The sequence below is a fragment of the Microbispora siamensis genome (assembly GCF_016863095.1).
Lineage (GTDB): Bacteria > Actinomycetota > Actinomycetes > Streptosporangiales > Streptosporangiaceae > Microbispora > Microbispora siamensis.
In genome coordinates this window covers 121,666-144,431 of sequence record NZ_BOOF01000023.1, presented here as the reverse complement: position 1 = coordinate 144,431, position 22,766 = coordinate 121,666, and the positions used below count along the sequence as shown (strand labels likewise).

At 70.5% G+C, this 22,766-nt stretch carries 22 protein-coding genes; 10 read left to right on the top strand and 12 right to left on the bottom strand.

Translation table 11 applies throughout. The features are described 5' to 3' along the window. Positions 1–131: 131 nt before the first annotated feature. From rraA to mshB, 5 genes are all read right to left on the bottom strand, one after another. The gene (gene rraA / locus Msi02_RS20160) at positions 132–614 is read right to left on the bottom strand and encodes a ribonuclease E activity regulator RraA (protein ID WP_204049762.1); all 483 of its coding nucleotides are present in this window, start codon (positions 612–614) and stop codon (positions 132–134) included. 184 nt (positions 615–798) lie between these two features. Next, on the bottom strand, positions 799–1,647 hold the full coding sequence (locus Msi02_RS20155; protein WP_239108552.1) for an MBL fold metallo-hydrolase: 849 nt from the start codon (positions 1,645–1,647) through the stop codon (positions 799–801). A 263-nt stretch (positions 1,648–1,910) separates the two neighbouring features. Continuing rightward, positions 1,911–2,348 (bottom strand): hypothetical protein, encoded by a 438-nt coding sequence (locus Msi02_RS20150; protein ID WP_079316654.1) that lies wholly within the window; start codon positions 2,346–2,348, stop codon positions 1,911–1,913. Positions 2,349–2,385: 37 nt separating this feature from the next. After that, on the bottom strand, positions 2,386–2,817 hold the full coding sequence (locus Msi02_RS20145; protein WP_079316655.1) for a DUF6113 family protein: 432 nt from the start codon (positions 2,815–2,817) through the stop codon (positions 2,386–2,388). Between the two features lie 10 nt (positions 2,818–2,827). Then, a complete protein-coding gene (mshB, locus tag Msi02_RS20140; protein ID WP_079316656.1) occupies positions 2,828–3,733 on the bottom strand; it encodes an N-acetyl-1-D-myo-inositol-2-amino-2-deoxy-alpha-D-glucopyranoside deacetylase in 906 nt (301 codons plus the stop codon). Between the two features lie 42 nt (positions 3,734–3,775). Between mshB and Msi02_RS20135 the strand changes: the two genes are divergently transcribed. Next, entirely contained in the window at positions 3,776–5,836 is a 2,061-nt protein-coding gene (locus Msi02_RS20135; RefSeq protein ID WP_204049761.1) for a DPP IV N-terminal domain-containing protein, read from the top strand. Between the two features lies 1 nt (position 5,837). Here the strand turns inward: Msi02_RS20135 and Msi02_RS20130 are convergent, their stop codons facing one another. Both Msi02_RS20130 and Msi02_RS20125 read right to left on the bottom strand, forming a co-directional pair. Continuing rightward, a complete protein-coding gene (locus Msi02_RS20130; RefSeq protein WP_204049760.1) occupies positions 5,838–7,586 on the bottom strand; it encodes an ABC transporter ATP-binding protein in 1,749 nt (582 codons plus the stop codon). Between the two features lie 2 nt (positions 7,587–7,588). Further along, positions 7,589–9,307, bottom strand: coding sequence for an ABC transporter ATP-binding protein (locus Msi02_RS20125; RefSeq protein WP_204049759.1), 1,719 nt, complete (start codon positions 9,305–9,307; stop codon positions 7,589–7,591). 99 nt (positions 9,308–9,406) lie between these two features. On the opposite strand from Msi02_RS20125, the gene Msi02_RS20120 reads away from it, so the two are divergent. Beyond that, the gene (locus Msi02_RS20120) at positions 9,407–9,640 is read left to right on the top strand and encodes an RNA polymerase subunit sigma-70 (RefSeq protein WP_079316659.1); all 234 of its coding nucleotides are present in this window, start codon (positions 9,407–9,409) and stop codon (positions 9,638–9,640) included. Further along, positions 9,641–10,195 (top strand): Clp protease N-terminal domain-containing protein, encoded by a 555-nt coding sequence (locus Msi02_RS20115; protein ID WP_204049758.1) that lies wholly within the window; start codon positions 9,641–9,643, stop codon positions 10,193–10,195. It abuts the gene before it with no gap. A 6-nt stretch (positions 10,196–10,201) separates the two neighbouring features. Here the strand turns inward: Msi02_RS20115 and Msi02_RS20110 are convergent, their stop codons facing one another. From Msi02_RS20110 to Msi02_RS20090, 5 genes are all read right to left on the bottom strand, one after another. Further along, positions 10,202–10,552: an STAS domain-containing protein gene (locus tag Msi02_RS20110; RefSeq protein ID WP_079316661.1), complete on the bottom strand. Its 351-nt coding sequence runs from the start codon at positions 10,550–10,552 to the stop codon at positions 10,202–10,204. Positions 10,553–10,670: 118 nt separating this feature from the next. Further along, entirely contained in the window at positions 10,671–11,123 is a 453-nt protein-coding gene (locus Msi02_RS20105; RefSeq protein ID WP_204049757.1) for an STAS domain-containing protein, read from the bottom strand. A gap of 114 nt (positions 11,124–11,237) precedes the next feature. Further along, the gene (locus Msi02_RS20100) at positions 11,238–11,978 is read right to left on the bottom strand and encodes a succinate dehydrogenase/fumarate reductase iron-sulfur subunit (RefSeq protein ID WP_079316663.1); all 741 of its coding nucleotides are present in this window, start codon (positions 11,976–11,978) and stop codon (positions 11,238–11,240) included. Further along, positions 11,975–13,906 carry a fumarate reductase/succinate dehydrogenase flavoprotein subunit gene (locus Msi02_RS20095; protein ID WP_204049775.1) on the bottom strand — a complete coding sequence of 644 codons (1,932 nt, stop codon included), beginning with the start codon at positions 13,904–13,906 and terminating at the stop codon, positions 11,975–11,977. Before Msi02_RS20095 ends, Msi02_RS20100 begins: the two co-directional genes overlap by 4 nt. Positions 13,907–13,992: 86 nt before the next feature. Further along, on the bottom strand, positions 13,993–14,796 hold the full coding sequence (locus Msi02_RS20090; protein WP_239108550.1) for a succinate dehydrogenase cytochrome b subunit: 804 nt from the start codon (positions 14,794–14,796) through the stop codon (positions 13,993–13,995). Between the two features lie 209 nt (positions 14,797–15,005). Here Msi02_RS20090 and Msi02_RS20085 point away from each other — a divergent pair, with 209 nt between their 5' ends. The 7 genes from Msi02_RS20085 to Msi02_RS20055 all read left to right on the top strand — a co-directional run bounded on the left by Msi02_RS20085 (position 15,006) and on the right by Msi02_RS20055 (position 22,760). Beyond that, positions 15,006–15,932, top strand: coding sequence for a LysR family transcriptional regulator (locus Msi02_RS20085; protein WP_079316665.1), 927 nt, complete (start codon positions 15,006–15,008; stop codon positions 15,930–15,932). An 83-nt stretch (positions 15,933–16,015) separates the two neighbouring features. Continuing rightward, on the top strand, positions 16,016–17,167 hold the full coding sequence (locus Msi02_RS20080; protein ID WP_204049756.1) for a PP2C family protein-serine/threonine phosphatase: 1,152 nt from the start codon (positions 16,016–16,018) through the stop codon (positions 17,165–17,167). Beyond that, the gene (locus tag Msi02_RS20075) at positions 17,164–18,735 is read left to right on the top strand and encodes a sensor histidine kinase (RefSeq protein ID WP_204049755.1); all 1,572 of its coding nucleotides are present in this window, start codon (positions 17,164–17,166) and stop codon (positions 18,733–18,735) included. Before Msi02_RS20080 ends, Msi02_RS20075 begins: the two co-directional genes overlap by 4 nt. Positions 18,736–18,741: 6 nt before the next feature. Next, complete coding sequence (locus Msi02_RS20070) at positions 18,742–19,179, top strand: response regulator (RefSeq protein WP_079316668.1); 438 nt, start codon at positions 18,742–18,744, stop codon at positions 19,177–19,179. 147 nt (positions 19,180–19,326) lie between these two features. Further along, positions 19,327–20,112, top strand: coding sequence for a succinate dehydrogenase subunit SdhC (gene sdhC / locus Msi02_RS20065; protein ID WP_204049754.1), 786 nt, complete (start codon positions 19,327–19,329; stop codon positions 20,110–20,112). Between the two features lie 9 nt (positions 20,113–20,121). Continuing rightward, the gene (locus Msi02_RS20060) at positions 20,122–22,008 is read left to right on the top strand and encodes a fumarate reductase/succinate dehydrogenase flavoprotein subunit (RefSeq protein WP_079316670.1); all 1,887 of its coding nucleotides are present in this window, start codon (positions 20,122–20,124) and stop codon (positions 22,006–22,008) included. Further along, positions 22,008–22,760, top strand: coding sequence for a succinate dehydrogenase/fumarate reductase iron-sulfur subunit (locus tag Msi02_RS20055; RefSeq protein WP_079316671.1), 753 nt, complete (start codon positions 22,008–22,010; stop codon positions 22,758–22,760). Before Msi02_RS20060 ends, Msi02_RS20055 begins: the two co-directional genes overlap by 1 nt. Positions 22,761–22,766: the final 6 nt, after the last annotated feature.

Here is a 22,766-nt window from a genome sequence, read left to right as displayed (position 1 = left end):
CCGGGCGGCGCACGGACAGCCGCGGCCCGCGCGCCGGGCTCTGCGCGGGCAGGTGCCAGGGCGGGAGCAGGTGCCGGGGCGGGAGCAGGTGCGGGGCGTGGGCAAGTGCCGGGGAGCGGGTGCGGGGGAGCTCAGATGTCGAGGCGGTGGTCGCTGACGAGGATGCCGTCCTCGTCGCTGTAGAGCCACTCCCCCGGGGCGAAGGTCACGTCCCCGAAGGTCACCGGGACGTCTACCTCCCCAAGGCCGGTCTTGGCGCTCTTTCTAGGGTTGGCGCCGAGCGCCTTGACGCCGAGGTCGAGCCCGGCCAGCGCGGCCGTGTCCCGTACCGCGCCGTGGATCACTACGCCGGCCCAGCCGTTCTCCACCGCCGAGGTCGCGATCATGTCGCCGAGTAGCGCCGTACGCAGCGATCCGCCGCCGTCGACCACCAGCACCCGGCCCTCGCCCGGCGTCGCGAGCACCTGCTTGACGAGCGCGTTGTCCTCCAGGCAGCGGATTGTGGAGATCTGACCGGAGAATCGCGCGCGTGAGCCGTACGAGCGGAACTGGGTGACACAACTGCGCAGCGCGTCGCCGTGGGCGTCGTAGAGATCAGCGGTCGCGAAGCTCATACCCGCATTGTGTCAGGGCCACCGAGACCGCTGCCGCCGCGCGAAAGCACGCGATTCGTCAGGCCCTGCGCGCGAGAAGGTCGTTCCGGCGGCATCTGCGGACGCGACTGGCCAATGCCGCGACGATGCTTGGAGAGCGACCGTAGCCGCCCTCCCGCAAGCGCACCATCTCGGCGCCATCCAGTTAGAGCAGCGTACGGCTCTCGCCCACGGCGAGATCCCACAGGTCGGCGGGGTCCAGGCCGCGTGACTCCCACACGGCGCGGGCCTCGCGCACGGGCTCCAGCAGCGGTTCGCCCGACAGCACGAACGTCCCCCAGTGCATGGTGGCCATCCGCCGTGCACCCACGTCGAGGCAGCCCTGTACGGCCTGGGCGGGGTCGACGTGGGACACCTTCATGAACCAGCGCGGCTCGTAGGCGCCGACCGGCATGAGAGCGAGGTCGATGCCCGGGTAACGCTCGCCGATCTGGGCGAACCGCTCCCCGTAGGCCGTGTCACCGGCGAAGTAGACCCGGTGCTCGGGAGAGGTGAGCACCCATCCGCCCCACAGGGTGCGGCAGGTGTCCCAGAGCGTACGGCGGCTCCAGTGGTGGGCCGGGACGAAGTCGAACGTCACGTCGCCGAGGCGGGCCGACTCCCACCAATCCAGTTCGGTCACGTCGCGGAAGCCGCGCCGCCGGAACCACCCGCCGAGCTTGGCCGGTACGAAGACGGCCGTGTCCCTCGGCAGACGGCGGATCGTCGGCGCGTCCAGGTGGTCGTAGTGGTTGTGGCTGATCACGACCGCGTCGACCTCGGGCAGGTCGGACCAGGCGACGCCGGGAGGGGTCAGCCGCTGGCGCACGCCGGGGATCTTGCGGGACCACACCGGATCGGTCAGCACGGTCAGTCCGCCGATCTGGAGAACGAACGTCGCATGGCCGACCCAGGTCACCACGGTCTCGGTGGCGGCGGCGCGGGGCAGGCCGACACGGTGGACGGGAATCTGGTCGCTGTCACCGATGTCGGGCCGCAGCTGCCCGTGCCACATGACACTGGTGACCTCGCGGAAGTCCGGGAGAGGGGCGGTCAGCCTGTCGGCGAAACTGGACGGCCACCGGCGGGGTCCGGTCGGCCGGACAGTCGGCGCACTCGGCGCCTTCGGAACGGGAGAAACGGGGATTTCTGGGGCCTCAGGGCTTTCCGGTTGAATCGTCTGCGACATGGGGAACTCCCTTCCGCTCTCCATGATCCCCGCAGAGCCGAAAATATTCCTCCTACGACCGGTCGATTCCCGCCATGTTTCCTCCGCCCTCAGGGGGAAGGCGACCTACTCCCCCTTCTCCTCCACCACGGATGCACCTGGGGATAACCGCCGTCGTCCAGGCCGGCCATGCGCTCGAAAAGGTTCCACGAGGCCGGATGGCCGCAGACGGCGTACGAGACGGCCGATGCGAGCACGTACAGCACCAGCATGGGCAGGCCGACGCAGAACGCGTACTGCGTGGCGTGGCGGGACTCGTGGTCGAGCAGGCAGCCGGTGAGATAGCCCTCCCCGTGCTTGGTCAGGATCACGTTGCCCACGGTGAACGCCCCGGCGACCGGGAACGGGATGCGATACCCGTGCGCGTAGACGAGGCCCCGCTCCCCTCTGCGGGTGCGGGCTCCGCCGATCCGCGCGATCAGCAGCCCGAGGGGCGTGGAGAGGTTGACGTAGTTGATGACCTGCCGGACCCGGTGCGACCGCCGCATGTCCCCAGGATCCGCGACCACTCCCGCCCAGACAACCTCACAGACGGCCGTACGACCGCAGCAGCCACGAACCGGCGGACCGCGTGACGACCACGGCCGCCGCGACGGCGACGGCGCCGCCGTACAGGTACCAGTAGCCGGCGGAGTTGCCCGCGATGGCGAGGTCGCCGGCCCGCTGCGGCGTGGCCAGCAGGAACGACACGAGGAGCCAGCCGGCGGCCGGGACGAGCGCGCCCAGCTTGCCGCCCATCAGCCTGCCCATGGCGTACGGCACGGCGAACAGGACGGCCAGCCAGGCGATCGCGGCGACCGGCACCTGCCCGGCGTACCACCCGTGCTGGAAGCCCCCGACGACGCCGAGCACCGCGCCCAGCAGGAAGAGCACGCCGTACGCCGCGCCGGTCACGGCCCCGGCCAGCGGGCCGGGATCGTCCTCGGTCTCGACGGCGACGTGCGTCTCCTGGGTCATGCCACTCAACCTATCCGACGCCGGCGAACAGGTCGGTCTCGCGGTCGTACGGCTCGCCGAGGCCGCCGACCTCGGGCGGAGCGCCGATGCCGGGCCGGCCGGGGACCCCCGCGCGCAGGATGAAGTGCTCGACCCCGAGGGCCTGCTGGCCGACGTTGTTCGACAGCGCGAACCACGGCGCGTCCACGGCGATCTGCGTCGCGTGCGCCCGCATCGCGTCGAGCTTCGCCTCCACGTAGGGCCGGGCGTCGATCTCCGTCGTCACGTCCTCGTCGGCACATCCCGGCATGTCGTCGATCGACTCCGGCACCCAGAAGTCGACGTCCGCCTCGCGCATGGTCTCGATGGTCCGCCGCAGCACCGACTTGGGCATGGCGGTGTGGTAGAACTTCGCGATCCGCCACGGCTCCCCGCCGGGGAACGCGGGATCGGCGGCCAGCTCGAAGGCCCGCCAGGAGACGCGGTGCGCCTGGATGTGGTCGGGATGCCCGTAGAAGCCGTTCTCGTCGTAGGTCACCAGGACCTGGGGCCTGACCTCGCGGATCACCTTGACCAGCTCGCCCGCGGCCTCGTCGAGGTCGGCCCGCCAGAAGCAGCCGGGGCGGTCGTTGGTCGCCGCGCCCATCATGCCCGAGTCGCGCCAGCGGCCGGCCCCGCCGAGGAAGCGGTGATCGGTGACGCCGAGCGCCTTGCACGCGGAGGCCAGCTCGCCGATGCGGTACTGACCGAGCGTGTCGTCCCTGTCGGCCGCGTGGTGGGCCAGCTCCGGGGGGATGACCTCGCCTTCCTCCCCCAGGGTGCAGGTCACGAGCGTCACGTGCGCACCCTCGGCGGCGTACTTGGCCATGATCGCGCCGGTGCCGATGGACTCGTCGTCGGGGTGGGCGTGCACGAGCAGCAAGCGACGGTCAGTCATGCCTCCGAGGGTAGTGCCCTCGTGCTGGCAGTATGAGGAGCTATGACGGAGAGCTTCCCGCGGTTGCATGCCAGGACCCGGCGGTTCACCCTCGGGGTGCCGCGCAACTTCACGATCTCCCCTGACGGCGGTCGGGTGACCTTCCTCAGGACGAGGTCGGGCACCGATCCGGTGACCTGCCTGTGGGAGCTGGACGTCGCGTCCGGAGCCGAGCGGCTTGTCGTCGATCCTCTCGCCCTGGGCGCCGCCGACGAGGACCTGCCGCCGGAGGAGCGCGCCCGCCGCGAGCGGACGCGGGAGTCGGCGGGCGGCGTGGTGGCGTACGCCACGGACCGGGAGGTGCGGCAGGCGGTCTTCGCGCTGTCGGGCGACCTCTACCTGGCCGACCTCGCCTCGGGCGAGGTGCGGCGGCTCCCGGCGGCCGGGCCGGTCATCGACCCCCGGCTCGACCCCACCGGCGCGCGGGTCGCGTACGTCACGGGCGGCGCCCTGCACGTGCTGGAGCTCGCCACCGGCGCAGATGCCACACTCGCAGAGCCGGAAGGCGACCTGGTCACCTACGGCCTCGCGGAGTTCATCGCGGCCGAGGAGATGGACCGGATGCGCGGCTACTGGTGGTCGCCCTCCGGTGACCGTCTGCTCGTGTCCCGCGTGGACGAGTCGCCGGTGTCCCTGTGGCACATCGCCGACCCGGCCAACCCCGATCGTCAGCCCGTCCCGCAGCGCTACCCCGCCGCCGGCACGGCCAACGCCGAGGTCACGCTGCACGTCATCGGCCTCGACGGCGCACGTACGGCGGTGCCGTTCGAGCAGGAGTACCTGGTGACGGCGGCCTGGGACGGCCACGGCCTCGCGATCGTCACGCTCTCGCGCGACCAGCGGACCATGCGCCTGCTGGCGGCCGACCCGGACACGGGCGAGACGACGCTCCTGCGCGAGGACACCGACCCCGCCTGGGTGGACATCGTCACCGGCGTCCCGGCCCGCCTGTCGGACGGGACGCTCGTGTGGGTGGCCGACGCCGACGGCGGCCACCGCCTCATAATCGGCGACGAGCCGGTCACGCCGCCGTCCCTGCAGGTCCGCGCGGTGCTCGACGTCGACGGCGACACCGTGCTCTTCCAGGCGAGCGGCGAGCCCACCGAGATCCACCTGTGGACCTACTCGGCGGGCACCATCAGCGCCGTCACGACCGAACCGGGCGTCCACTCGGGCCGCCGGGCGGGCGGAGTGACGCTCGTCGCCCGGCAGAGCCTCGACACCGAGGGCACGACGGTTTCCGTCGGGTCGGTGTCGATCAAGTCCCTCGCCGAGCGGCCCGGACTGGAGCCGCGCGTGTCGCTCGTCCGGGCGGGCTCGCGCGAGCTGTCCACGGCCGTCCTGCTGCCCTCGTGGCACGTGCCCGGCTCGGGCCCGCTGCCCGTCCTGATGGACCCGTACGGCGGCCCGCACGCCCAGCGGGTGCTGTCGGCCCGGCGGATGTTCCTGGAGTCCCAGTGGTGGGCCGAGCAGGGCTTCGCGGTGATCGTGGCCGACGGGCGGGGCACGCCGGGACGCGGCCCGGCCTTCGAACGCGAGATGCTGCACGACTTCACGATCTCGCTGCAGGACCAGGTGGACGCCCTGCAGGGCGTGGCGGCGCTGCACCCGGGCGACCTCGACCTGTCGCGGGTGGCGATCCGGGGCTGGTCGTTCGGCGGCTACCTCGCCGCGCTCGCCGTGCTGCGCCGTCCCGACGTGTTCCACGCCGCCGTCGCCGGGGCGCCGGTGACCGACTGGCGGCTGTACGACACCTGCTACACCGAGCGCTACCTCGGCCACCCGGACGAGGGGCACTACGAGCGGTCGTCCCTCCTCGGCGATGCCGAGAAGGGAGACGCGGAGAAGCTGGAGCGACCGCTGCTGCTGATCCACGGCCTGGCCGACGACAACGTCGTCGCCGCGCACACGCTGCGGCTGTCGTCGGCCCTGCTCGCGGCCGGCCGCCCGCACACCGTGCTCCCGCTGTCGGGCGTCACCCACATGACGCCGCAGGAGGTCGTCGCGGAGAACCTGCTCCTCCTGCAGCTCGACTTCCTCAGGAAGTCGCTCAACGTGAACTGAATCAGCGGGCGGTGCCGTGCCAGCTGTCCCACAGCGCGGCATAGGCACCGCCCGCGGCCACCAGGTCGTCGTGGGAGCCCAGCTCGCTGATCCGGCCGTCCTCCACCACGGCCACCCGGTCGGCGTCGTGCGCCGTGTACAGCCGGTGGGCGATGGCGATCACGGTACGGCCCTCCAGCACGGCCGCGAGCGACCGCTCCAGATGGCGGGCGGCCCGCGGGTCGATCAGCGAGGTCGCCTCGTCCAGGACGAGCGTGTGCGGGTCGGCCAGCACCAGCCGGGCGAGCGCGAGCTGCTGCGCCTGGGCCGGGGAGATCGCCGCGCCGCCGGAGCCGACGGCCACGTCCAGGCCCTCCGGCAGCGCCGCCACCCACTCCCAGGCGTCCACGGCCTCCAGCGCGCGGCGCACGTCGGCGTCCGAGGCGTCGGGCCTGGCGATCAGGAGGTTGTCGCGCAGCGTCCCCCGGAACACGTGGTGCTCCTGGGTGACCAGGGCGACGTGCCCGCGCAACTCGTCGAGCGGCAGCTCGACCAGCGGCACCCCGCCGACCGTGACCGACCCGCTCCCCGGCGCGTGCACCCCGGCGATGAGGCGGCCCAGCGTCGACTTGCCGGCCCCGGAGGGCCCGACCATGGCCAGGCGTTCTCCCTGGCGTACGTCGAGGTCGATGCCGTGCAGCACGTCGTGGCCCTCGCGGTAGGCGTACCGCACGCCGCTCACCTTCAGCTCGTCCCCCACCGGCCGGGCCTCGCCCGCGACGCGGTCGTCGGGCACGTTGGCCACGCCCAGCAGCCGGGCCATCGAGGCCCCGCCGACCTGGAGCTCGTCCACCCACGACAGCAGCCGGTCGAGCGGGTCGATGAGCTGCTGGACGTAGAGCGTCGCGGTCGTCACCTGGGCCACCGTCACCCAGCCCTCGATGGAGAACAGCCCGCCGATGAGCAGGGTCGCCACGACCGGCACCACGTAGCCGAACTCGACGGCCGGGAACCACACCATGCGCAGGCCCAGGGTGTACCGCTCGGCGGCGAACGACCGGGCGATGTCCCGGTCCGTACGGTCCCTGCGGCGGTCCTCCAGCCCCAGCGCCTCGATCGTGCGCGCGCCCTCGACGGTCTCGGCCAGGCCCTCGGTCATGTCGGCGTACGCCGCGTTCTCCCGCAGGTAGCCGTCCCTGGCGCGGTTGAGGTACCACCGGGTGGCGCCCCACAGCAGCGGCACGGCGACCAGCGACGGCACCGCCATCACCGGGCCGACGAGGATCACCGCGCCGACGACGAAGGTTCCCGTCACGACCGCGATCAGCGTCTCGGGCACGGCGTGCCGCACGCTCCGGGACAGGGCGTCCACGTCCCTGGACGTACGGGTGATGAGGTCGCCGGAACCGGCCCGCTCGACCGTCGAGAGCGGCAGCGCGAGCACCCGGCCGACGAAGTCCTCCCTCAGCTCCGCCAGCACCTTCTCGCCCAGCCGTGACGACGCGTACACCGCGAACCTGACCAGCACGGCCTGCGCGGCCACGAAGGCGGCGATGGCCAGGGCGACGGCGTCCACGCGCAGGTCGGTCCGGCCCTTGGCCAGGCCCTCCACGAGGTCGCCGAGCATGCGGGGCGCGACAAGCCCGGCGACCGCCGCCAGCGCGTGCAGGGCCAGTGCGAGGCCGAGCTCACGCGGATACTTCAGCGTCAGCCGCCGTGCGTAGGCACGCACCTGCGCCCGGTCGGCGACCGGCAGGATCTCGCGGGCCATGGTCAGTCTTCTCCCCGAAGCAACTCGCGTGTCACGGTCGAGCGGTACGCCGGCACCGTCTCCAACAGCGCCCGGTGGGTGCCCTCGGCCCGCACCACGCCGCCCTCGACGTACAGCACGTGGTCGGCCCGGTCGAGCACGAGCGGGCTGGTCGTGCAGACCAGGGTCGCCCGGCCCGCCCGCGCCTTGCCCAGCCGCTCGGCGACGCGCGCCTCCGTGTGCGCGTCGACGGCGCTGGTGGGCTCGACCAGGATCAGGATCTCCGCGTCGGCGAGCAGCACCCGGGCCAGCCGCAGCCGCTGCTGCTGGCCGCCGGAGAACTCGCGGCCCGACTCGGCCACGTGCGCGTCCAGGCCCTCGGGCAGCGCCGCCACGATGTCCTCGGCGCACGAGGCGTGCAACGCCTGGCGTACGTCCTCGTCGGTGGCCGTGCCCCGCACGTCCAGCTCGTCGCGCAGCCGTCCGCTGAACAGCCGCGCGCCGTTGTCGGCCACCAGGATGTGCCGCCTGACCCCGGTGAGCGGCAGCTCCGCCAGCGGCGCGCCGCCGAGCGTGACGTCGCCTGGGGCGAACCTGCCCAGGCGGTCGGCGATGGCGATGGCGTCCTCCGGCGCGGCCGCCGCGAGCGCCGTGAACCGGCCGGGCCGGACCTCGACGCCCGACTCGCCGTCGCGGAGCGTGCCCGGCAGCGTGTTCGGTCCCGTGAGGAAGCGGCCGTCGCCGCCGGCGATCTCGGGCTCCAGCGACAGGATGCGGCAGACGCGGCGCGCCGCCACGTGCCCCTTGGTCAGCTTGTCCGCGGCCTCGGTCAGCGTACGCAGGGGCGCGATCAGGAAGACCGCGTAGCCGTAGAACGCGACGAGCTGACCGGGCGTGATGCGGCCGTCGAGCGCGAAGTGCGCGCCGAGCCAGGTCACGCACGCGATCAGCACGCCGGGCAGCAGGATCTGGGCGCCCTCCAGCAGGGACTCCACCGAGGCCACCCGCACGCCCGCCTGCCGTACGCGTTGCGACTCCGCCCGGTAGCGCGCGGCGAAGACCTGCTCGCCGCCGACGCCGCGCAGCACCCGCAGACCGGCCACGATGTCGGCGGCCCGGGTGGCCAGGTCGCCCTGCAGGTCGCGCTGCTCGTGCTGGCGCCGGTGCAGCGGCTTGAGCAGAGGACCCACCGCGGCCGCCATCAGCGGCACCCCGATCAGCACCACCAGGCCCAGCGGGACCGAGGTGGCGAGGAGGATCACGGTCACCGCGACGATCGCGACGGCCGCACCACCGCCCCGCAGGAGGATGTCCATGGCGTTGCCGATGTGCGCGATGTCCGAGTTGCCCACGCTGACGACCTCGCCCGTCGAGAGGCGCTTCGGCAGCGTCGCCCCGAGTCTGGCCGCCTGCCGTACGGTGACCTGCACGGTGCGGTAGGCCGCCGACAGCCATGCGAAGGTCGCGAAGCGGTGACGTGTGACGCCCGCGACCGCCTGGACCACGCCGAGCCCGAGCACCACCAGCGACCACTTGATCAGCGTGCCGGCGTCCGCCGCGGCCATCGCGTCGATCGCCTTGCCCAGGGCCGCCGGCACGAGCGCCTGTCCCAGCCACCACAGCACCGCCAGGCCGACTCCGGCCAGCATCGAGCCGGCCTGGCCGCGCGCCACCCACCACAGGTAGCGCAGCGGCCCGCGGGCGTCGGGAGTACCGGGATCGGCCACAGGAAGAGAGCGCATGGTCGTTCCAGGCTCGCAAAAACGCAGGTTGAGGGGCAAATCGTTTTCCGGCGTCAACCAAGGTTGACACGGACGGGCTTGTCAACCTATGTTGACGACATGAGCGATACGGCACAGCTGGCGAGCGACGCCGGCAGCCGCGATCCGGCCGTCGGCCTGCGGGCCGTACGGGCCCTGCGGCTCCTGGTGGAACGGCTCGAAGCGCTGCAGGTGGAGAACGCGCGCACCGCGGGGTGGTCGTGGCAGGACATCGCGCTCCTGCTCGGGGTGTCCCGGCAGGCGGTGCACAAGAAGTACGCGGGCGGGCGAGGACTGCTGAGACGGGAGAAGTAAATGTTCGAACGGTTCACCGACGACGCCCGGCAGGTCGTCAAGCACGCGGTGGAGCAGGCGCGGGAGCTCCGGCACGAGCAGGCGGGCACCGAGCACATCCTGCTCGGTCTGCTGACCCCGCAGACGCCGTCCGCGCGCCTTCTCGCGGCCCACGGGATCGACCACGCGGGGGTGCGCGCGGAGATCGTCCGCATACGCGGCGACCTGACCGGCGAGGGCATCGACGCCGAGGCCCTGGAGTCGATCGGCATCGATCTGTCGGCCGTGCGGGAGAAGGTCGAGGGCGTCTTCGGGCCCGGCGCCCTGGACCGCGCACCGCAGCGCGACCGCCGAGGGGTCCTCGTCAGCGGCTGGCGCGTGCCGTTCGGGCCACGGGCCAGGAAGGTGCTCGAACTCTCGCTGCGCGAGGCTCTCGCGATGAAGAGCAGGAGCATCCGGGACGGGCACATCCTCCTCGGCGTCATCCGGGAGGGCGAGGGCCTGGGCGTACGCATCCTGACCGACGCCGGGATCGACCTGTCCGAACTCCGGGAGGAGGTCAAGAGCGGCCTGTGACGGCCGTCAGTCGTGCAGGGCCGCCAGGGCGTCCGCGACGGTCTCGTAGATGGGGAACGCGGCGTGCAGCCCGGTCACCGTGAGGATCCTCCGGAAGACGCCCCGAACGCCGGCGAGCTTCATGAACCCGCCCGCCTCGACGGCGCGGTCGTGCGCCTCCAGCAGGAGCCGCAGGCCCATGGAGTCGCAGAAGGTCAGCTCGGAGGTGTCCACCACCAGCCGGGTGCCGCCCTCCTCACGCAGCTTGCCGAGCACGGTGCGCAGCCGCTCGCCGGAGATCACGTCCAGCTCGCCGGTCAGGGTGACGAGAGTGTGCGTCGCCTCATGGCTCACCGTGACGCCAAGTCTCGTCGTCATCGCCTGTCCTCATCCTGAGAGATCTTCCTCTTGAAAGATCTACAGAGAAGTTACACCTCTACTTACCCCGGCAGGCAGAGGGAGGCAAGGAGGACAGGGCGGCGGAGGCCGGCACCGCTCAGCGGTCCCCGGCGGTCTCGTACAACCCGCCGGAATCGGAGTCAGAGTCCGGCCCGCCGGCGGGCCGGGGGTTGCGCGGACCGGCGTCGGCCGCGTGGCCGAGCGCCTCCGCGACGGTCGGGTGCTGCTCGAACACGTTCCGCAGGCCGGTGATCGTCAGCACCCGGCGCAACACGCCCTGCACGCCGCTCAGTATCAATCGGACGTTCAGGGCCTGGCCGCGCTGCAATGCGGAGATCAGCTCGCTCAGCCCCCGCGAGTCGCAGAACATGAGCTCGGCGACATCGAGCACGAGGACGGACGTCCCGGGCGACTCCCAGACCCGGTCCAACTCGTCATGGAGCAGGTGAACGGTCCCTGCGTCGAGATCGCCTTCCACACGTACGACAACGGCCGCGCCATGGACTGCGGACGCGACCTTCAAGGTGGAACGTGGACCGGTCACGGGCATGCTCACTCCCTCGCCTGCGGGGACACGGCAGGCGTGTTACGCCAACACAAATCACACGTTACCCGGGAGGAGAGGTGATTATGTTCCGGCTGACCGGTCCACGTCACTCGTCTGCTACTTCGAGGCGGCCTTGAGGTAGTCGGCGTTCATCTGAGCGATCGTGTCGAACGGGATGCCCTTCGGGCACACCGCCGTGCACTCGCCGGTGTTGGTGCAGCCGCCGAAGCCCTCGGCGTCCATCTGCTCGACCATCGCCCTGGCGCGCGACTCGCGCTCCGGCTGACCCTGCGGCAGCAGGCTCAGGTGGGTGATCTTCGCCGCGGTGAACAGCGAGGCCGAGCCGTTGGGGCAGGCCGCGACGCAGGCGCCGCAGCCGATGCAGGTCGCGGCGTCGAAGGCGGCGTCGGCGTCGGCCTTCGGCACCGGGACGGAGTGCGCCTCCGGGGCGGACCCGGCGGGAACGGAGATGAAGCCGCCCGCCTGGATGATCCGGTCGAACGCCGACCTGTCCACGACGAGGTCCTTGATCACCGGGAACGCGGCGGCCCGCCACGGCTCGATCGTGATGACGTCGCCGTCCTTGAAGTGCCGCATGTGCAGCTGGCAGGTCGTGGTGAGCTTCTGCTCGCCGTGCGCGACGCCGTTGATGACCATGCCGCACATGCCGCAGATGCCCTCGCGGCAGTCGTGGTCGAAGGCGACCGGGTCGTCGCCCTCCAGGATCAGCCGCTCGTTGAGGACGTCGAGCATTTCCAGGAACGACATGTCGGGAGAGACGTCTTCGACCCGGTAGGTCACCATCCGTCCCTTGTCCGACGAGCCCTTCTGCCGCCAGATCTTGAGGGTCAGGTTCACTTGTAGCTCCGCTGGGTCATCTTGACGTACTCGTAGTTCAGCTCTTCCTTGTGCAGGACCGGGCCCTCCGGAGTCCACTCCCACGCGGCGACGTAGGCGAAGTGCTCGTCGTCGCGCAGCGCCTCGCCGTCCTCGTCCTGCGACTCGGCCCGGAAGTGGCCGCCGCACGACTCCGTACGGTGCAGCGCGTCGATGCACATCAGCTCGGCGAGCTCGAAGAAGTCGGCCACCCGGCCGGCGCGTTCGAGCGCCTGGTTGAGCCCCTCGGCGTCGCCCGGCACCTTGACGTTGTTCCAGAACTCCTCGCGCAGCTCGGGAATGCGCTCCAGCGCCTTGCGCAGCGACTCCTCGGTGCGCTCCATGCCGCAGTAGTCCCACATGATCCGGCCGAGCTCGCGGTGGTAGGAGTCGGCGGTGCGGTTTCCGTTCACGGACAGGAGCTTGTCGATCTTGTCCTGGACGGCCTTCCTGGCCTCCGCGACGTCCGCGTCCTCGACCGGCCCGAACGAACCGGCCCCGGCGAGGTAGTCGCCGATCGTCGTCGGCAGCACGAAGTAGCCGTCCGCCAGGCCCTGCATGAGGGCCGAGGCGCCCAGGCGGTTCGCGCCGTGGTCGGAGAAGTTGGCCTCGCCGATCACGAACAGCCCGGGGATCGTGGACTGCAGGTCGTAGTCCACCCACAGCCCGCCCATCGTGTAGTGGACGGCCGGGTAGATGCGCATCGGCACCTCGTACGGGTTCTCGCCGGTGATGCGCTCGTACATCTCGAAGAGGTTGCCGTACTTCTTCTCGACGGCCTCCCGGCCCATGCGCCTGATGGCGTCGGCGAAGTCGAGGTAGACGCCGAGCCCGCCGGGACCGACGCCGCGGCCCTCGTCGCAGACGTTCTTGGCGGCGCGGCTGGCGATGTCACGCGGCACGAGGTTGCCGAACGCCGGGTAGATGCGCTCCAGGTAGTAGTCGCGCTCGTCCTCGGGGATGTCGCCCGGCGCGCGGTTGTCGCCCTTGCGCTTGGGCACCCAGACGCGGCCGTCGTTGCGCAGCGACTCCGACATCAGCGTCAGCTTCGACTGGTGGTCGCCGCTCTGCGGGATGCAGGTCGGGTGGATCTGCGTGTAGCAGGGGTTGCCGAAGTAGGCGCCCTTCTTGTGCGCCCGCCAGATCGCCGTGGTGTTGCAGCCCTTGGCGTTGGTGGACAGGTAGAACACGTTGCCGTAGCCGCCGCTGGCGAGCACGACCGCGTCGGCGAGGTGGGTCTCGATCTCGCCGGTGACCATGTCGCGGACCACGATGCCCCGGGCCCGGCCGCCGCTGACGATGAGCTCCAGCATCTCGTGGCGGGTGTGGACCTCCACGTTCCCCGCCGCGACCTGCCGCTCCAGGGCCTGGTACGCGCCGAGCAGGAGCTGCTGGCCCGTCTGGCCGCGGGCGTAGAAGGTGCGCGACACCTGGGTGCCGCCGAACGACCGGGTGTCGAGCAGGCCGCCGTACTCGCGGGCGAACGGCACGCCCTGCGCCACGGCCTGGTCGATGATGTTCACGCTGACCTGGGCGAGGCGGTAGACGTTCGACTCGCGGGCGCGGTAGTCGCCGCCCTTCACCGTGTCGTAGAACAGCCGGTAGATGCTGTCGCCGTCGCCGCGGTAGTTCTTGGCGGCGTTGATGCCGCCCTGCGCGGCGATGGAGTGGGCCCGCCGGGGCGAGTCCTGGTAGCAGAACGACTTGACCTTGTAGCCCAGCTCGCCGAGCGTGGCCGCGGCGGAGCCGCCGGCGAGGCCGGTGCCGACGACGATGACAGTGAGCTTGCGCTTGTTGACCGGGTTGACCAGCTTGGCCTGGAAACGGCGCTTGTCCCAGCGGTCCTCGATCGGGCCCGCCGGCGCCTTGGTGTCCTGGATGGGCTCCCCCACCCGGTAATGCCCGACGATGGCCGGCTCCGCTGTGCCCCGGCTCTCCTGCCGGCTCTCCTGCCGGTTCTCGTGCTGGTTCTCTTGCTGGGCGCGGCGACGGAACTTCACTTGACCACTCCGATCAGAATGCAGACGGGCGCGGCGACGAACCCGAGCACCAGCACCGCGGAGACCGCGACGGCGATCGTCTGCAGCGTGCTGCGGACGCGGGGGCGGCGGGTCAGGCCGAGCGACTGGAACGCGCTCCACAGGCCGTGGCGCAGGTGCAGGCCGACCATCACCATGGCGACCAGGTAGAACAGCGCCACCCACCAGCGGTCGGGCTGGAAGCCGGCGATCATCCGGTCGTACGGCGTGGCGTCGCCGCCCTTGGGGTTCACCGTGCCGAAGGTCATGTCCAGCAGGTGCCAGATCACGAACAACACGATGATCACGCCGCCGTACCGCATGGTGTGCGTGGCATACCCGTTGGCCTGCGACTTCCGCTTGGCCGCGTACTTCACGGGCCGCGCCTTGGCCGCCCTGCGGGCGAGCGACACCGCCGCCCACATGTGCAGCGCGACGCAGACCACGAGCACGATCTCGGTGATCGTCAACAACGTCCGGTTCGGCAGCGCGGGCGAGCCCACGGTGCGCAACCAGTCGGCATAGTGGTTGAAGGAGTCGGCACCCAGGAAGACCTTGAGGTTGCCCAGCATGTGGCCGATCAGGAAGAGCACGAGAACGGCGCCCGTGACGGCCATGACGGCCTTCCTGCCGGCCGAGGTGCCGAGCAGGCCGCGACGGGCGGCCGTACGCGGCGCGGGCCCGGCGGGCTTGTGAGGTGCGTTATGCGTGGGAACCGGAGCGGTCGCCGAGCCCCTGTCCACAGAAGCAGAGTCCACAGAGTGGTCAACAGTGGCAGTCACGAATGCACACGCTAGGTTCGTGCTGTTCAGACGTCCAAGTCATGACAGGTCTGGTTTCGATAGCCCCCGGCTATGTGCTCTGTCCCACACGGTTTCCCAGAGTCGAAGGTCCCTGGGGTGTGCGACGAAACTCACACCCCGTTCACACGGATCCACACCACGGGGGGCGCATCGAGCCGGTTTCGGCGATAGCCCTAGGCTATTGAGGTGTGCAGCTCCAGCAACTGGCCTACTTCATGGCCGTGGCCGAGACGCGGCACTTCACCCAGGCCGCGGAGCGTATGCGGGTCGCCCAGCCGTCGCTGAGCAAGCAGATCAAGAGCCTCGAGACCGAGCTGGGAGCGCCCCTGTTCAGCCGGGCCCGGGGCAACGTCACGCTCACCCCGGCGGGTGAGGCGCTGCTCCCGCTCGCGCGCCGCATGCTCGCCGACGCCGAGACCGCCCGGCGCGAAGTCGCCGAACTCGCCGGGCTGCGGCGGGGGCGGGTGCGCCTCGGCGCGACCCCCTCGCTGTGCGCCGGGCTCCTGGCCGACGTGCTGGCCCGCTTCCACCGCGACTACCCGGGCGTGGAGCTGAAGGTCGAGGAGGGCGGATCCCGCGACCTCGTCCGCGACCTCGCCCGGGGCCAGCTCGACCTGGCGCTGATCATCCTGCCGCTGCAGAGCAGCGACCCGTCCCTGGTGACCCAGGAGATCCTGAGAGAGAACCTCGTCGTGGCCTCCACGTCGCCCCGGGGGCGTAGATCGTACCTGCGGATCGAGGACCTGCGCGGACGGCCCATGGTCATGTTCCGCAGGGGCTACGACGTGCGCGAGGCGACGCTGGCGGCCTGCCGGCAGGCGGGGTTCGAGCCGCGCTTCGCGGTGGAGGGCGGGGAGATGGACGCGGTGCTGCGGTTCGTCGAGGCGGGGCTGGGCATCGCGGTGGTGCCTTCGATGGTGCTGGAGAACCGGCCGAGGCTGACAGGCACGCCGTTGCTGCCCGGGCTGCGCCGTACGGTCGCCCTCGCCCACCGCAAGGACGTGGAGCCGACTCGGGCGGCGCAGGCCTTCCGTGGGACGCTGTTGTCGTTCCTCGGCGAGGCCGCGCGTGACGGAACGCTTCCCCAGGGAATAGAGGCGCTCGTTGACGTGTGAGCCCTGACCGAGCAATCCCCAGACGATAGGTTTGTGCACACGATGCTGCACGACGATGATGCCGACGCTGACGAGAGGCGTTCGTGACCCCGGTCTCCCCTGATCTGCCCGATCCGCTCACCCTCCTGCTGATCGAGGACGACGCCGGTGACGCGTTTCTCGTCGAGGAGTTGCTGGCGGGCGCAGAGAGGCCGCCGAAGATCACCTGGGCGCGGACGCTCGCCGAGGGACGGGCACGGCTCACCGACGACGTGCAGTGCGTGCTCGTCGACCTCTCCCTTCCCGACGCCTCCGGGCTCGAGGCGTTGCAGCAGGTCCTCGCCATGGCCACGGACACGGCGGTGCTCGTCCTCACCGGGCTCGGCGACGCGCACGTCGGCATCGAGGCGGTCGCCGCCGGAGCCCAGGACTTCCTGGTCAAACAGGACGTCGACGCCCGGCTGCTGATCCGCGCCATCCGCTACGCCATCGAGCGCAAGCGCGCCGACCTCGCCATGCGCGAACTCCTGCAGGAACGCATCGTCAGCAAGGAGAACTCCCGGCTCGAACGCGGCCTGCTGCCCGTCCCCCTGCTCGACCCCACGCTCCTCCACCACCAGGCCCGCTACCTTCCCGGACGTTCGGGCGGGCTGCTGGCCGGTGACTTCTGGGACACCGTGCAGACCCCCGACGGCGCGGTACACGTGCTGATCGGCGACGTGTGCGGGCACGGGCCCGACGAGGCCGCCCTCGGCACGGCGCTGCGCATCGCCTGGCGCACGCTGGTGCTGGCCGGGCAGACCGGCAACGACGTGCTGCGCACGCTCGACACGCTGCTGCGGCACGAGCGCAAGTCGCCCGAGATCTTCACCACGATGTGCACCGCGACCATCGCTCCCGACCTGACCAGCGCCCGCCTGCACGTGATCGGCCACCCGCCGCCGCTGCTGCTGCGCGACGGTGTGCTCGGCGTGGTGACCGAGACGCCGTCGGGTCCGCCGCTCGGGATCTTCCCGGACATCGTGTGGACCCCCATCGACGTCACCCTGGGCGAGCGGTGGTCGCTGCTGCTCTACACCGACGGCCTGATCGAGGCGACGGTCGGCGAGAACCGCGACCTGCTCGGCACCGAGGGGCTCGCGAACCTGATCCGCGCCCAGGCGGGGATCGACCTCGACCGCATCATCACCAGTCTCGACGGCGCCATGCACGACGACGTCGCGGCCGTCCTCGTGTCCCGTGGTGACGACCAATGAGCTCGCCGGCCCCGCTGCCCCCGCTGGCGCCGTCCGCGCGGGGCTCCCGCCTGCGGCTCAGCCGGTGGTTCGTGCTCGCAGGAGCGGGCGTCCTGCTCATCTTCGTGATCGCGGTCAGCGCCATCCTGCTCGCGCTCTCCTCGACGCACGAGGCCAGGCAGACCCTCGTCGACGCGGTCGATCCCGCCGCCCTGCAGACGCTGCGCATCGCCCGGGCGGTGCAGGCGCAGGAGGGCGCGATCCGCGGATACGGGCTCACCGGCGAGCAGCAGTACCTCGACACCTACCGGCAGGGGGTCTCCGAGGAGCGGTCGGCGACCGACGCGATCGCCAGGCTCGTCCCCGAGTTGCCCCAGGGGTACGGCGTCCGCCGCCAACTCCGCGCGATCAGCGAGGCCACGACCGCGTGGCGGCGCGACTACGCCGAACCCGTGGTCGAGCGGACACTCAAGAGCGGCCCCGGCCCGCTCACCGACCTGGCCAAGAGCAACCTCCAGCGCTTCTCCGCGATCAGGAGCGCGCTCGACACGCAGCAGGCCCTGCTGGGGCGGCTGCACGATGTCGCGAGGGATCGGCTCTACTCCGGCTGGAACACCATCTATATGGCGGTCGCGGCGCTGGTCGGCGTGATGGTGCTGGCGATCGTGTTCTGCGCGCTGATCGTGCGCCGCGCGGTCGTGAACCCGATCGCGCGGCTGACCCGGCAGGTGCGGGCGGTGGCGGCGGGCGACTTCGACCACGAGCTCGGGGTCGAGCGGCCGGCCGAGCTGTGGGAGCTGTCGGGCCACATCGACGGCATGCGCCGCCGGATCATGACCGAGTGGCAGTCGTCCGCCGAGGCCCGCCAGCAGCTCGCCGAGCAGGCCGAGGAGCTCAAGCGCTCCAACCGCGAGCTGGAGCAGTTCGCCTACGTGGCCAGCCACGACCTGCAGGAGCCGCTGCGCAAGGTGGCGAGCTTCACCCAGATGCTGGAGCAGCGCTACGCCGACCGGCTCGACGACCGCGCCCGGCAGTACATCGGCTTCGCGGTCGACGGCGCCCGCCGCATGCAGTTGCTCATCAACGACCTGCTCGACTTCTCGCGGGTGGGCCGGGTCGGCGGTGAACCGGAGGAGATGGACACGGGCGACGCGCTGGCCGGCGCGCTGCGCAACCTCGACGCCCGGCTGTCGGAGACCGGCGCGACGGTCACCCACGACGACCTGCCCAAGGTCGTCGGCAACCGCACGCTGCTGACCCAGCTCTTCCAGAACCTCGTCAGCAACGCGCTCAAGTTCCGCGGCGAGGAGCCTCCCCGCGTCCACATCGGCGTACGGCGGGACGGCGACATGTGGGAGTTCAACTGCTCGGACAACGGGATCGGCGTCGATCCGAAGTACGCCGACCGCATCTTCCTGATCTTCCAGCGTCTGCACCCGAGGGACGTCTATCCCGGGACGGGCATCGGACTGGCCCTGTGCCGCAAAATCGTGGAATATCATGGCGGCCGGATCTGGCTCGACACGAACGAGGACGTCGGAGCCACGTTCCGCTGGACCCTGCCGGCCCTGGGAGACCCCGATGAGTGAGCGCCGATGAACGAGTTCCGCCCCATCGAGGTCCTCCTGGTCGAGGACGACCCGGGCGACGTCCTGCTCTGCCAGGAGGCGTTCTCCTACAACAAGGTCGGCAACAACCTCCACGTGGTCAACGACGGCGAGCAGGCGCTGGCCTTCCTGCGGGCCGAGGGGCCGTACTCCTCGGCGGTCCGGCCCGACCTGGTGCTGCTCGACCTCAACCTGCCCCGTGTGAACGGTTTCGAGGTGCTGGAGGAGGTCAAGAAGGACCCCTCGCTGCGGACCATCCCCGTTGTGATCCTCACCACATCGGAGGCCGAGCAGGATATCCTGCGGGGATACAACCTGCACGCCAACGCGTACATCACCAAACCCGTGGATTTCGACCAGTTCACCCGGGTAGTACGGCAGATCGATGAATTCTTCGTGACCGTGGTCAAACTGCCGGGGAAGTGACCGAGATCACAGCGGGGAGGAGTGACGCTCCTCACACTTCGTGATGTGCTCGTCGTAATGTGTGCCCCACCAATAACGCGCACGGCCTGAGCAGTACGGCGCGGTCGCTCCGGCGTGCGCGGAGTCAGTGAGGGTGGAAGGTCTCCGATGACCCAGACAACGGCCGAGAGCGCGGCAAGGAAACAACGCGCGCAGATCAGGGTGCGCACTCTTCGAACCGACCGATGGTGGCTGGCGCCGGCGTTCACGTTCGCCGGACTCCTGTTGTTCTTGATTTACGGACTTTGGGCGATCTTCGACAAGAGCTACTTCGTCGACCCGTACATCGCGCCCTTCTCGTCGCCGTGTCTGGCGACGTCCTGTCCCGAGGGGGCCCGGTTGTTCGGGCTCGCCCCGTTCGGCGACTGGTACACGTTGCCGCCCGGGATCTTGATCCTCGGTCTGCCGGGTGGTTTCCGGCTCACCTGCTACTACTACCGCAAGGCCTACTACCGGTCGTTCTGGCTGTCGCCGCCGGCGTGCGCCGTGGCCGAGCCGCACGGGAAGTACACCGGTGAGACGCGTCTGCCGCTGATCCTGCAGAACATCCACCGCTACTTCTTCTACTTCGCCATCGTCATCGGCCTGATCCTGACGTACGACGCGGTGCTCGCGCTGGTGCACAAGCCCGCCGGGCTGGGCAGCTGGATTCTGCTCGCGAACGCGGTCCTGATTCTCTGCTACACCTTCGGCTGCCACTCGTGCCGTCACATCACCGCCGGGCGCCTGAACCACTTCTCCAGGCACCCGCTGCGCTACAAGGCGTGGACCCTGGTCTCGAAGCTCAACGCCAGGCACCAGCAGTTCGCCTGGGCCTCGCTGTTCTCGGTCATGATCGCCGACCTGTACGTCCGGCTCGTCGCCAAGGGCGTCATCAACTTCCCGTTCGCATAAGGATTTCAAGTGGAGCGTCACGAATACGACGTCGTCGTCATCGGAGCCGGTGGAGCGGGGCTCCGTGCGGCGATCGAGGCGCGGCAGCAGGGCAAGCGGACGGCGATCGTCTGCAAGTCGTTGTTCGGCAAGGCCCACACGGTCATGGCCGAGGGCGGTGCCGCCGCCGCGATGGGCAACGTCAACCCGAGCGACAACTGGATGGTGCACTTCCGCGACACCATGCGCGGAGGCAAGTTCCTCAACAACTGGCGCATGGCGGAGTTGCACGCGAAGGAGGCCCCGGACCGTGTCTGGGAGCTGGAGGCCTGGGGCGCGCTGTTCGACCGCACCAAGGACGGCAAGATCAGCCAGCGCAACTTCGGCGGCCACGAATACCCGCGCCTCGCGCACGTCGGCGACCGCACCGGCCTGGAGCTGATCCGCACCCTCCAGCAGCGCGTCGTCGCCCTGCAGCAGGAGGACGAGAAGCTGCACGGCGACCCCGAGGCGTACATCAAGGTCTTCGCCGAGTGCACGATCACCCGGCTGCTGAAGGACGGGGACGCCATCTCCGGGGCCTTCGGCTACTGGCGCGAGACGGGCGACTTCATCGTCTTCGACGCCCCCGCCGTGGTGCTGGCGACCGGCGGCATCGGCAAGTCGTACGTCGTCACGTCGAACTCCTGGGAGTACACCGGTGACGGTCACGCGCTGGCCCTGCTCGCCGGCGCGAAGCTCATCAACATGGAGTTCATCCAGTTCCACCCGACGGGCATGGTCTGGCCTCCGTCGGTGCGCGGCATCCTGGTGACCGAGTCGGTGCGCGGCGACGGCGGCGTCCTGCGCAACTCCGAGGGCCGCCGCTTCATGTTCGACTACATCCCGGACGTGTTCAAGGACAAGTACGCCACGACCGAGGAGGAGGCGGACCGCTGGTACAACGACCAGGCCAACAACCGCCGTCCGCCGGAGCTGCTGCCCCGTGACGAGGTGGCCAGGGCGATCAACGCCGAGGTGAAGGCCGGGCGTGGCTCACCGCAGGGCGGCGTGTTCCTCGACGTGTCCAGCCGCCTGCCCGCCGCCGAGATCATCAAGCGGCTGCCGTCGATGCACCACCAGTTCAAGGAGCTGGCGGACGTCGACATCACCAAGGAGCCCATGCAGGTCGGCCCGACCTGCCACTACATCATGGGCGGCGTCGAGGTGGACGCCGACACCGGCGCGGCGTCGGTCCCCGGCCTGTTCGCGGCCGGCGAGGTCTCCGGCGGCATGCACGGCTCCAACCGCCTCGGCGGCAACTCGCTGTCCGACCTGCTGGTGTTCGGCCGGCGGGCCGGCGCCGGAGCCGCGGCGTACGTGGACGGGCTGCCCAAGCGGCCGACCGTGACCGGCGTCGAGGAGGCCAAGGCCGAGGCCCTGGCCCCGCTGGAGCGGACCGGCGGGGAGAACCCGTACGAGGTCCACCACGAGCTGCAGCGCACGATGAACGACCTGGTCGGCATCATCCGCAAGTCCGAGGAGATCAGCGAGGCCCTCGAAGTCATCGAGAAGCTCAAGGAGCGGGCCAGGAACACCGCCTCCTCGGGCAGCCGGATCTACAACCCCGGCTGGCACCTCGCGCTCGACCTGCGCAACATGCTGCTGGTCAGCGAGTGCGTGGCGAAGGCCGCGCTGATGCGGGAGGAGAGCCGCGGCGGCCACACCCGCGACGACTTCCCCGGGATGTCGGCCGAGTGGCGGCGCAAGCTGCTGGTCTGCTCCGCCGAGCCGGACGGTACGTCCATCACGGTCGAGGAGAGGGTCCAGCAGTCCATGCGGGGCGACCTCATCAGCCTGTTCGAGCGCTCCGAGCTGGAGAAGTACCTCACCGAGGAAGAGCTGGCGGAATACGACGCCGCGGTCAAGGAGTCGTGATGGGATACAAGGCGAAGTTCCGCGTCTGGCGCGGTGAGGGCGGCGAGGGCCGCCTGGAGGACTTCACCGTCGAGGTGAACGAGGGCGAGGTCGTCCTCGACGTCATCCACCGGCTCCAGGCCACGCAGGCCCCCGACCTCGCGGTCCGCTGGAACTGCAAGGCCGGCAAGTGCGGCTCGTGCTCGATGGAGATCAACGGCAAGCCCCGGCTGGGCTGCATGACCCGGATGTCCACCTTCGAGGAGAGCGAGACCATCACGGTCACGCCGCTGCGGACGTTCCCGGTCATCAAGGACCTGGTGACGGACGTGTCGTTCAACTACCAGAAGGCCCGCGAGATCCCGTCCTTCACGCCGCCCGCCGACGTGAAGCCGGGTGAGTACCGCATGCAGCAGGTCGACGTCGAGCGCTCGCAGGAGTTCCGCAAGTGCATCGAGTGCTTCATGTGCCAGAACGTCTGCCACGTGATCCGCGACCATGAGGAGAACAAGCCGAACTTCGCCGGCCCGCGCTACCTCATGCGGATCGCCGAGCTCGACATGCACCCGTACGACGTGGCGGAGCGCAAGGAGTCGGCGCAGGAGGAGCACGGCCTGGGCTACTGCAACATCACCAAGTGTTGCACCGAGGTCTGCCCGGAGCACATCAAGATCACCGACAACGCGCTGATCCCGATGAAGGAGCGCGTGGTCGACCGGAAGTACGACCCGCTGGTCTGGCTGGGCTCGAAGATCTTCAAGCGCCAGCGCTGAGTCCAT